Source organism: Ramlibacter sp. (genome assembly GCF_028292805.1).
Lineage (GTDB): Bacteria > Pseudomonadota > Gammaproteobacteria > Burkholderiales > Burkholderiaceae_C > Ramlibacter.
Map to the genome: position 1 here is coordinate 1 of NZ_JAQGLS010000097.1, position 9,460 is coordinate 9,460.

Sequence of the window (9,460 nt, forward strand, 5' to 3'; positions counted from 1 at the left end):
CAAGCGGCGAGCGGAAGCAAGGCCGCCGCGAGGGCGACGCCGAGCGCGCTTCGGCGGGATGTCATGAATGGACCTCCTTCGAGCCCGGGTCTTGTCCTTCGAACCAGGCACGCGCCAGCCGGTCCCAGAAGCTCGCGCCCAGGCCGAGGATGTCGTCGTTGAAGTCGTAGGACGCACTGTGCAGGTTGACGCCCGGCTTGCCACCGGGCCCATTGCCGATGAAGCCGTAGGCGCCCGGCACCTGCTCCAGCATGAAGCCGAAGTCTTCCGCCGTCATCGCCGGCAGCACGTCGGCATGGGTGTTGCCCGCGCCAACCATGTCGGCCATCACCCGCGCCATGAAGCGCGCCTCGCGCGGATGGTTGACGGTGGTCGGGTAGCCGGGCTTGATGATCACTTCCGCGCTGGCGCGATGGGCCTGCGCCACGTGGCAGGCGATGCGCCGGATGCCTTCCACCAGCTGGGCCTGCGTGGCCGTGCCCAGCGTGCGGCAGGTGCCGTAAATGAAAGCCTCGTTCGGGATGATGTTCTCCACCGTGCCCGACGCGATCTTGCCCACCGTGAGCACCGCGCTGTCGAGCGGATCGACGCCGCGCGACACCAGCGTCTGCAGCTGGCCGACGATGGCGCAGGCGACCGGGATCGGATCGACCGTGGTGTGGGGCTGGGCCGCGTGGCCGCCCTGGCCGCGGATGCGGATCTCGAAGCGGTTGGCCGAGGCCATGATGGGCCCGACGCGCACGCCCATCTGGCCGGCCGGCAAGGCGGGCCAGTTGTGCAGCGCGAACATCGCCCGCATCGGGAACCGCTCGAACAGGCCGTCTTCCATCATCTTGCGGGCGCCGGCGCCGCCTTCTTCGCCCGGCTGGAAGATGAAGTGCACCGTGCCGTTGAAGTCCGGCTGCCTGGCCAGCAGGGTGGCGCCGCCCAGCAGCATCGTGGTGTGGCCGTCGTGGCCGCAGGCGTGCATGCGGCCGGGGTTGGCGCTGGCGTGGGCGAACTCGTTGATCTCCTGCACCGGCAGCGCGTCCATGTCGGCGCGCAGCCCGATGGCGCGCGCCGGGTCGTCCGCATCCGCGCCGGTGCCGCGCAGCGTCGCCACGACGCCGGTGCCACCCAGGCCCCGGTGCAGCGGCAGCCCCAGCGCCTGCAGCCAGGCGGCGACCTGGTCCGAGGTGCGGGTCTCCTCGAACTTCAGTTCGGGATGGGCGTGCAGGTCGCGCCGGAAACCGATGAGCTTGCCGAGGTATGGAGTGATGTCGGGCATGGGGCACTGTACCGCGCGGATCGCGGCCACGATGCGGTCGCTGTACTCCCTCGTGCTACCTGTTCGGCGCGGGCAGCCGGCGAGCGATCTGGCGGCGCCGCCCGGCTCGTCATGAAGGTGCGGCACACTGCGGTGCCATGACCCTGCTTTCCGACCGCGCGTGCTTCTGGCTGGCTCCCGGCCCCGCCGTGGCCGCGGCATTGGCCGCGGGCCGGCCGGTGGTCGCGCCGGAATCGACCCGGCGGCCGCAGCCTGGTCGCCACACCGCGCTGTTCAAGCACAACACCCAGGTCGGCGCGCGGCTGGCCGTGGCACCGGCGCAGGCAGGGAGCAAGCAATGACCGACGACCCGTTCGACCTGGCGCGCCTGGTCAGCGCCCAGCAACCCGTGTGGGAGTCCGTGTGCAGCGAGCTGCGGGCGGGCCACAAGCAAAGCCACTGGATGTGGTTCGTGTTCCCGCAGCTGGCGACGCTGGGGCGCAGCTCGATGGCCAGGCACTACGGGCTGGCGGGTCTGGAGGAAGCCAGGGCCTACCTGGCCCATCCCGTGCTGGGGACCAGGCTCAGGAGCTCCTGCGAGCAGCTGCTGCAACTGGAGCAGCGCAGCGCGCGCGACATCTTCGGCATGGTGGACGCCAAGAAGCTGCGCTCGTGCCTGACCCTGTTCGACGTTGCTGCCCCTGGCGACGTGTTCGGGCAGTGCCTGCAGCGCTACTTCGACGGGCAGGCGGATCCGCTGACGGTGGACCAGGTGCGCTGAGCCGGCGTCAGTACAGCACCCGGCACCGGATCGTCCCCGGCACGCTGCACATTTCCTCCAGCGCCAGCTGGCTGGCGGTGCTGTCCACGTCGATCACCACGTAGCCCACCTCGTCGTTGGTGCGCAGGTATTGCGCCGCGATGTTGATGCCGGCCGCGGAGAAGCGCTCGTTCACGCGCGCGATGATGCCGGGCACGTTGCGGTGGATGTGCAGCAGCCGCGAGCGCCCGGTGTGCTCGGGCAGCGTCACGTCGGGAAAATTCACGGCCGACACGGTCGAGCCGTTGTTGGAGTAGCGGATCAGCTTGGCCGCCACTTCGCGGCCTATGCTTTCCTGCGCCTCGGCCGTGGAGCCGCCGATGTGAGGCGTGAGCAGCACGTTGTCGAACCGCACCAGCGGCGACTCAAAGCGCGCGTCATTGCCTTGGGGCTCCAGCGGGAACACGTCGATCGCCGCCCCGGCGATGTGGCCGCTCTCCAGTGCCGCGGCCAGTGCATCGATGTCGACCACGGTGCCGCGCGAGGCGTTGATCACGTGGCTGCCGGCCTTCATGCGCGCGAACTGCGCCGGGCCCAGCATGTCCTTCGTGGCCGGCGTCTCGGGCACGTGCAGCGTCACCACGTCGCTGACCTGCAGCAGCGCGGCCAGCGAAGGCAGCTGGCGGGCGTTGCCCAGAGGCAGCTTCGCCTCGATGTCGTAGAAAACGACCTGCATGCCCAGGTGTTCCGCCAGCACCCCGATCTGGGTGCCGATGTGGCCGTAGCCGACGATGCCCAGCGTCTTGCCCCGCACCTCGTTCGAGCCGGCCGCGCTCTTGACCCAGCCGTTGCGATGCAGCACCGCGTTCTTGTGCGGGATGCCGCGCATCAGCATCACGACCTGGGCGATGACCAGTTCCGCCACGCTGCGGGTGTTGGAAAACGGCGCGTTGAAGACGGGAACGCCCTGCCGCATGGCCGCGTCCAGGTCGATCTGGTTGGTGCCGATGCAAAAGGCGCCGATGGCGGCGAGCTTGGGCGCCGCGGCCAGCACGGCCTGGCTGAGGTGGGTGCGCGAACGGATGCCGACGAAGTGCGCATCGCCGATCGCCGCCACGAGCTCGTCACCCGCCAGGGCCCTGGCGTGCGTCACCACCTGCGTGTAGCCATCGGCCTGCAGCGCGGCAACGGCGGACGGATGGATTCCTTCGAGCAGGACGAACTTGATCTTTTCCTTGGGGACGGACAGGCGTGGGGGGGTCATGGATCTCTCGTTCAGGTAGCGGCGCGCTACGTTGCGGCTTGGGCACGCCGGCGCCGATCCAGCATTGTCACCGCGCCCTGCCGCGCCTGCCGTCGACCGGCAGTTGCCCTTGCGTCGGTGCAGGCCAAGGCGTGCGCCCGGCAGGCTGCATGCAGCAGTTCGCGAAGTACATGCCGAAGTAAATGCGCCGTCGGCAAGGTTGGCGTATCAGTTGCCGGCAATGGGCGCGGGATGGCCTGGTCCGGGTTGCCGGTCTGGAGCGCGGCGCGCCCGACCGCCGCTGCTAGCCGCGCGGAGCCTGCTCCGGCAATGCTGTCGTCGCCCGCAAAACGCCGTTGATTTCGGCGCCGAAGATGAGTGTCGTCGCACTGATGTAGAGGAACACCAGCGTGGCGACCACACCGGCGAAGCTGCCGTAGATCAGCGCCAGCTTGCCGGTGCTGCGCAGCGTGTACGACAGCGTGGTGGCAGCCGCCACCCACAGCGCGGCACCGACCACGGCGCCTGGCAAGACGGTGTACAGGCGCTGGGGAATGTCGGGCAGCCAGCCATACAGCAGGGCGTACAGCACCATCAACACCAGGAAGGCCGAGCCGTAGCGCACGCCGTTGTGGAGCCAGAGCGTGTCGCGCCCGGCGTTTGCATTCGCCTCCAGCAGCTGCCACACGTACGGCATGATCACCACGGAGCTGAACGCGGCCAGGACACCCAGGCCGACCACGATGGTGAACAGCGTGACCTTGATGCGGGCCTTCCAGAAGGGAAGGCCGCGCTCGATGCCGTACGCGCGGTTCAACGCCGAGCGGACGGCCTGCATGCCCGAGGAGGCCGCCCAGAGCGTCGCCAGGACACCGATGGCCAGCAGTGCCTGGCTACGCTGGGCCAGGACCTGGTCGATGACCGGCTGCATTGCATCGCGCACCACCTGCGGCGCATAGCTGATGACGCGCCCGGCCAGGGCCGCTGCCTCGCCGGGCCTGCCGGCGAAGCCGGCGGAAGCCGACAACAGGATCAACAGCGGGAACAAGGCCAGCACCGCCGAAAACGCCAGGCTGCCAGCTTGATTGGCGCTCTGGTGCAAGACGTAGTTGCGGACGGCCAGCAGCAGCACGCGCAGTCCGGGCACGGCCAGCGCCGCACGGCTGACGCGGCGCCAAGCCTGGCGAAGTCGGCTCATGGACCTGGACTCTTTCTCATGTGGCTGGCTCGGCCGGAGGGTTTCTGTTCGGTGGGCACGGACCTGGGATTTTCCAGCTTGCCCGAACTGTAGCGGGCCGGGTGACGGATAAGGGCTCGTGGGCGTGCCCACGCCTGGCGGGTCCGGGGCGTGATCGGACAGCATCGAAGGGTTGCCGCCAGATCCTGGCGCGGCTGCAACGCCAGCTCGATCGGCAGAGCCCGGCACTGGCATGGGCCGGCGGCCGCCGGTCGCGAGCAGCGGCTCAGTTCTGGCGACAAGGCATAGACTGGCGACCTCATCTGGCTCCCAGGAGCATCACCATGAAGACGCACCTGTCCCGGCTGTTCTCGGCTGGCGCCGCCTTGCTCATGGCACTGGCAGGCACCTGCGTCCATGGTGCCGGCTTTCAGCGCGGTGTTGCCGCCGATCCCGATGGCAAACCACTGGAAATCGGCATCTGGTACCCGAGTCCGGCCGCGGTCCAGCCCCTGGCGATGGGACCCACGACGATGAGCGTCGCGCTCAACGGCATCGCCCAAGGCAAGGCCCTGCCGCTGGTGGTGATATCGCATGGAACCGGCGGCTCGTTCCTCGGCCATTTCGACACGGCCATTGCCTTGGCCGACGCCGGTTTTGTCGTGGCGGCCGTCAGCCACGCGGGCGACAACTACGCAGACCAGAGCCGCAGCGCCGACGTCATGGACCGGCCGCGTCAGATCAGCCGGGTGATCGACCACATGCTGTCGGCCTGGGAGGGCCGGGCCATGATCGATCCGGCACGTCTGGGCATGTTCGGCTTTTCCGCGGGCGCCTTCACCGCGCTGGTGAGCATCGGTGGCATTCCCGACTTTTCGAAGGTCGGGCCCATGTGTCGCCAGTACCCCGGAGACTTTGCGTGCCAGCTCATCGCAAGCAGCGGCGGCAGTCTCGCGCTGCCTCTGAGGGCCACCACAGCCAGTGCAGCCGAGCTTCGCATCAAGGCCGCAGTGGTGGCCGCCCCTGCGCTCGGATTCACGTTCTCTCCGGACGGGCTCAAGAACGTGAAGGTGCCCGTGCAACTCTGGCGCGCCGACAACGATGTGCTGCTTCCGCATCCGCGCTATGCGGAAGCTGTGCAGCTGGCGCTGGCGCTGCCGCAGGCGCCGGACTACCATGTCGTTCCCGATGCCGGGCATTTCGACTTTCTGGTGCCTTGCGGCCCCGCGCTGGCGTCGATGGTGCCCGCCATTTGCGCCAGTGCCGCCGGCTTCGACCGGGCGGCGTTTCACGCGAGCTTCAACGCAGCGGTCGTGAGCTTCCTGAGCAAGGCACTGAGGGCCGGGTCGGGAACCTGATTCGGCCGATCTTGCCTGGCTGCGCCTGGTGTCCGGTCAATACGTTGCTGCAACGCACGTCGTCGCCCGGGTCCGCCCGCCCGGCGCGACAGCTGCAAAGCAGGACCTCCCACTGCGAGCCAGGAGCGAACGCAAGCGGCTGAACCCGCAGCCGCAAGCAGGCATCCCGGCCGGCCGGCCTCGGCCAGACGGCGCAGCGACCGACGTGCCGGCAGAAGCGCCGGGGCTTGACCCGTTCCCCCGACAGCCCGCGTGACAATCGCGATGCCGAACGCAGGCGAGAACCAGTGCCGGCAGGCTCTTCCATTCGAGCACCGACTCGCCCAGGAAGAGCGCCGGGAGTGCTGCGCCGAAAGCCGGGATCAGGCAGCAAGGTGAATCAAACCGCCCCAGCTGGGGCTGACATTGCCCACCAGCACGCCGGCAAAACCCGACCAGGCAGCCAAGCGCCTCGCGCTGGTGGAGCCGTTCATTCCGGTCGACGAAGTGCGCCGCACCCACGCTGAAGAAGGTGCCGGGTGGCGTTCATGATCGAGCTCGTCACGCCGCTGGTGTGAGCCAGCCCGTCTGCCCGCCGCCGATGCCACTTCGAGCAGCACGAGGCCGGCCAGCAGGAAGCGCCAGCCCGCGAACAGCATCTTGCCGGCCAGGCGCCGTGCGCCATCAGCAGCAGCGCATGGCGCCGTTGATCGCCGGCTAGGCACTCCCCCACGGCAGGCAACACAGCGTGACCAGCGCGACCACCTCAGGGGCGGGCGAACAAGGCGGGTGCGAAGGCGATCGAGCCCTGGTCCCTCAGGCAGCGCCCAGGCGCCACAGGGACGTGACTTCGCGACTGCGCGCCGATGCCAGCGGATCGCCTGCATCGCTGGCCTTCGGGTGGCGCGGCCGGATGTCCAGGCGTTCGCGAACGGCGAGTCCGCCGGCGTCGAAGAGCGCGAGCAATTCCTCGCGGGAGCGCAGCCCCAGGTGCTCCGCCAGGTCGGACAGCACCAGCCAGCCTTCACCCCCTGGCGCGAGCCGCTCGCGCAGTCCGGCCAGAAACCCGCGCAGCATGCGGCTGTCGGGGTCGTAGATCGCGTGCTCCAGGGTGGAGCTGGGTTTGCCGGGCAGCCAGGGGGGGTTGCACACGATGAGGGGGGCCGTTCCAGCCGGGAACAGGTCGGCTTCGACCAGCTCGATCTGCCCCTGCAGCCGCAGCCGCCGGATGTTGTCGCGGGCGCAGGCGAGGGCGCGCGGGTTCAGGTCGGTTGCCACGATGCGCGCGATCCGGCGACGCGCGAGCACCGCCGCGATCACGCCCGTACCGGTGCCGATGTCCCAGGCCAGGCCGGCGCCGGCGGGCAGAGTCGCCCTGGCGATCAGGTCCAGGTACTCGCCGCGAACCGGCGAGAACACGCCGTAGTGCGCGTGGATGCGGTTGGCCGGCGGCGGGCCGAGCGCCGGCACCTCCACCCCGCTCTTGCGCCATTCATGCGCGCCCACCAGTCCGAGCAATTCGCGCAGCGCCACCACGCAGGGCTGGCCGTCCGGTGGTCCCCATGCCTCGCCGCACGCCACCCGCAAGTCGGGCGCCCGGCGCAGGCTGATGCCGTGGTTGCCGTCGACTTCGATGACCAGCATGCCCAGCACCCGCGCCCGGCGCCCTTGCGCCTGTCGGTGCTTGTAGAACACTTCGCTGGCCGATGTCGGCGCGCCGGCCGCCTTGCGCGGGGCGCGGTCCAGCCTGCGGGCGAGCGCCTGCAGCAGCTGGCGCGCGTTCTGAAAGTCGCCGCGCCACAGCAGCGCGGTGCCTTCGCAGGCCAGCCGATAAGCGGCGTCGGCCGTCAGCTGGTCGTCGGCCAGCTGCACCCGTGCCGGCGCCGGCCAGCCGGCCTCGGAACGCCAGCCGGCCTGGCGCGCCTGCCCGCCTTCCTGCCAGGTGAGGACCGCCGGGTCGGGAGCGGGGGGCGTCAGGGTCGTGGTCGTGGTCACGGGCCATTCTGCCAGTGACCTTGGATCGCGAAGCGGGCTCTTGCGGGCTGGCGAGCGCCACTTCCCTGTCGTGATTGGCTCGCCAGCTGGATGGCGACAGCGGCCTGATGCCGGCACCCCGCAAGCAAGGAGCGACACATGGACCACGGACCTGGCGCCTTTCAGGGCAGAAGACCGGCCTCGCGGCGCCCGTCGTCACCATCGGCGCCATGCCCTGCGCCCGCACCTTCGCCAGTTCCACCAGCCTGGCCCGGTCCCGGCCTCCAGCTTCGCCGGTGTGCGCTGGCTGTCGGCATCACAGGCTTGAACAGGACGGACCACCGCACGGGCTTTTACCTGCGGCACGGGCAGCTGCGGTGCGGCTACTTCGGCGTCGGGGTGCCGCTGCTGCGGGTCGCGCGCGTTGGTGGCAGCACAATCGGCCCATGCAGTTCCAGCTCCTGCTCGAAGACATCGTCGCCACCTTGCGCCCGCAGCTGGGGCTGGCAGGGCAGGTCGCCAACTACATCCCGGCGCTGGCGCGGGTGCCGGCGGCGCAGCTGGGGATCGCGTTGCGCACCTGCGACGGCGAGGAAGCCCACGCCGGCGACGGCACCACGCAGTTTTCGATCCAGAGCATCTCCAAGCTGTTCACGCTGGCGCTGGGCATGCGCGAGCTGGGCGAGGCACTGTGGGAGCGCATCGGCCGCGAGCCCTCGGGCAATCCGTTCAACTCGCTGGTGCAACTGGAGTCGGAACACGGCATTCCGCGCAACCCGTTCATCAACGCCGGCGCCATCGCCGTGACCGACCGGCTCGTGAGCCGCTTCGATGCGAGGGCGGAGATGCTGGCCTTCCTTTCCAGCCTGTGCCAGGAACCGGTGGTGGTTGACCAAGAGGTGGCGGCGTCCGAAGCCGCCACCGGCTTTCGCAACATCGCGCTGGCCAACTTCATGAAAAGCTTCGGCCGCCTCGACAACGAGGTGACCGCCGTGCTCGGCGCCTACTTCCACCACTGCGCCATTCGCATGAGCTGCCTGCAGCTGGCGCGCGCCACCGGCTTTTTGAGCCGCGACGGCGCGCACCCGTTCACCGGCGCGCAGGTGCTGACCGAGCGCCAGGCGCGCCGCGTCAATGCCTTGATGCTGACCTGCGGCACCTACGACGCCGCCGGCGAGTTCGCCTTTCGCATCGGGCTGCCGTGCAAGAGCGGCGTCGGCGGCGGCATCGTGGCGGTGGTGCCCGACCGCCTCACGCTGTGCGTGTGGTCGCCCGCGCTGGAGCACAGCGGCAACTCGCTGCTGGGCATGAAGGCGCTCGAGCTGTTCACCGCGAAGACGGGGCTGTCGATTTTCTGAGATGACAACCGACCCCGAACCCCAACCGCTCGCCCCCGACGACTACGACGCGCAGGACGCCGAGCTCGATGCCATGCGCGAGCACGATGAAGAGATCCCGCAATGGGAGTTCTGCGAAGGCTTCCTGGCCGCGCTGGTGTGCGCGCGGCGCGACATTGCGCCGGAAGAGTACTGGCCGGTGCTGCTGGGGGAGAGCTTCAAGCCGATGGAGCACATCGAGTTCGTATGGCGCTGGCGCCGCCGCTGGGCGGAAGTGGCGACCGCGCTGGATGCGCCGGTGGAAGCCATGGACGACGAGCGCACCTATCGGCCCGAGCTGCTGGACACGCGCGGCGCGGTGCTGGCCCTGGCCGAGCAGGACCGCG

General features: G+C 69.7%; 10 protein-coding genes. 5 read left to right on the forward strand and 5 right to left on the reverse strand.

Going from position 1 to position 9,460, the window contains the following annotated elements; genetic code table 11:
- Window positions 1-61 precede the first annotated feature (61 nt).
- On the reverse strand, window positions 62-1,267 hold the full coding sequence (locus tag JWP65_RS05280; RefSeq protein WP_299761038.1) for a M20 aminoacylase family protein: 1,206 nt from the start codon (window positions 1,265-1,267) through the stop codon (window positions 62-64).
- A 137-nt stretch (window positions 1,268-1,404) separates the two neighbouring features.
- On the opposite strand from JWP65_RS05280, the gene JWP65_RS05285 reads away from it, so the two are divergent.
- Window positions 1,405-1,608: a hypothetical protein gene (locus JWP65_RS05285; protein ID WP_299761040.1), complete on the forward strand. Its 204-nt coding sequence runs from the start codon at window positions 1,405-1,407 to the stop codon at window positions 1,606-1,608.
- Window positions 1,605-2,027 carry a DUF1810 domain-containing protein gene (locus tag JWP65_RS05290; RefSeq protein ID WP_299761042.1) on the forward strand — a complete coding sequence of 141 codons (423 nt, stop codon included), beginning with the start codon at window positions 1,605-1,607 and terminating at the stop codon, window positions 2,025-2,027. Before JWP65_RS05285 ends, JWP65_RS05290 begins: the two co-directional genes overlap by 4 nt.
- Before the next feature lie 7 nt (window positions 2,028-2,034).
- On the opposite strand, the gene serA is transcribed toward JWP65_RS05290, so the two are convergent.
- Window positions 2,035-3,270, reverse strand: a complete 1,236-nt coding sequence (gene serA, locus JWP65_RS05295) for a phosphoglycerate dehydrogenase (RefSeq protein WP_299761044.1) — start codon at window positions 3,268-3,270, stop codon at window positions 2,035-2,037.
- A 283-nt stretch (window positions 3,271-3,553) separates the two neighbouring features.
- The gene (locus JWP65_RS05300) at window positions 3,554-4,447 is read right to left on the reverse strand and encodes a YihY/virulence factor BrkB family protein (protein WP_299761046.1); all 894 of its coding nucleotides are present in this window, start codon (window positions 4,445-4,447) and stop codon (window positions 3,554-3,556) included.
- Window positions 4,448-4,770: 323 nt separating this feature from the next.
- On the opposite strand from JWP65_RS05300, the gene JWP65_RS05305 reads away from it, so the two are divergent.
- Complete coding sequence (locus JWP65_RS05305) at window positions 4,771-5,784, forward strand: dienelactone hydrolase (protein ID WP_299761048.1); 1,014 nt, start codon at window positions 4,771-4,773, stop codon at window positions 5,782-5,784.
- Between the two features lie 362 nt (window positions 5,785-6,146).
- Here the strand turns inward: JWP65_RS05305 and JWP65_RS05310 are convergent, their stop codons facing one another.
- Window positions 6,147-6,422, reverse strand: a complete 276-nt coding sequence (locus tag JWP65_RS05310; protein ID WP_299761050.1) for a hypothetical protein — start codon at window positions 6,420-6,422, stop codon at window positions 6,147-6,149.
- 157 nt (window positions 6,423-6,579) lie between these two features.
- Window positions 6,580-7,758: a class I SAM-dependent methyltransferase gene (locus tag JWP65_RS05315; protein WP_299761052.1), complete on the reverse strand. Its 1,179-nt coding sequence runs from the start codon at window positions 7,756-7,758 to the stop codon at window positions 6,580-6,582.
- A gap of 425 nt (window positions 7,759-8,183) precedes the next feature.
- Between JWP65_RS05315 and JWP65_RS05320 the strand changes: the two genes are divergently transcribed.
- Both JWP65_RS05320 and JWP65_RS05325 read left to right on the forward strand, forming a co-directional pair.
- Window positions 8,184-9,095 (forward strand): glutaminase, encoded by a 912-nt coding sequence (locus tag JWP65_RS05320; RefSeq protein ID WP_299761054.1) that lies wholly within the window; start codon window positions 8,184-8,186, stop codon window positions 9,093-9,095.
- 1 nt (window position 9,096) lies between these two features.
- On the forward strand, window positions 9,097-9,460 hold a 364-nt coding region (locus JWP65_RS05325), incomplete at its 3' end, for a UPF0149 family protein (RefSeq protein WP_299761056.1).

What these genes read in the sequence shown, in the direction of transcription:
- JWP65_RS05305 (WP_299761048.1), top strand. Translation starts at nt 4,771, where the DNA reads ATGAAGACGCACCTGTCCCGGCTGTTCTCGGCTGGCGCCGCCTTGCTC.
- JWP65_RS05320 (WP_299761054.1), top strand. Translation starts at nt 8,184, where the DNA reads ATGCAGTTCCAGCTCCTGCTCGAAGACATCGTCGCCACCTTGCGCCCG.
- JWP65_RS05290 (WP_299761042.1), top strand. Translation starts at nt 1,605, where the DNA reads ATGACCGACGACCCGTTCGACCTGGCGCGCCTGGTCAGCGCCCAGCAA.
- serA (WP_299761044.1), bottom strand. Translation starts at nt 3,270, where the DNA reads ATGACCCCCCCACGCCTGTCCGTCCCCAAGGAAAAGATCAAGTTCGTC.
- JWP65_RS05310 (WP_299761050.1), bottom strand. Translation starts at nt 6,422, where the DNA reads ATGCTGTTCGCGGGCTGGCGCTTCCTGCTGGCCGGCCTCGTGCTGCTC.
- JWP65_RS05285 (WP_299761040.1), top strand. Translation starts at nt 1,405, where the DNA reads ATGACCCTGCTTTCCGACCGCGCGTGCTTCTGGCTGGCTCCCGGCCCC.
- JWP65_RS05300 (WP_299761046.1), bottom strand. Translation starts at nt 4,447, where the DNA reads ATGAGCCGACTTCGCCAGGCTTGGCGCCGCGTCAGCCGTGCGGCGCTG.
- JWP65_RS05280 (WP_299761038.1), bottom strand. Translation starts at nt 1,267, where the DNA reads ATGCCCGACATCACTCCATACCTCGGCAAGCTCATCGGTTTCCGGCGC.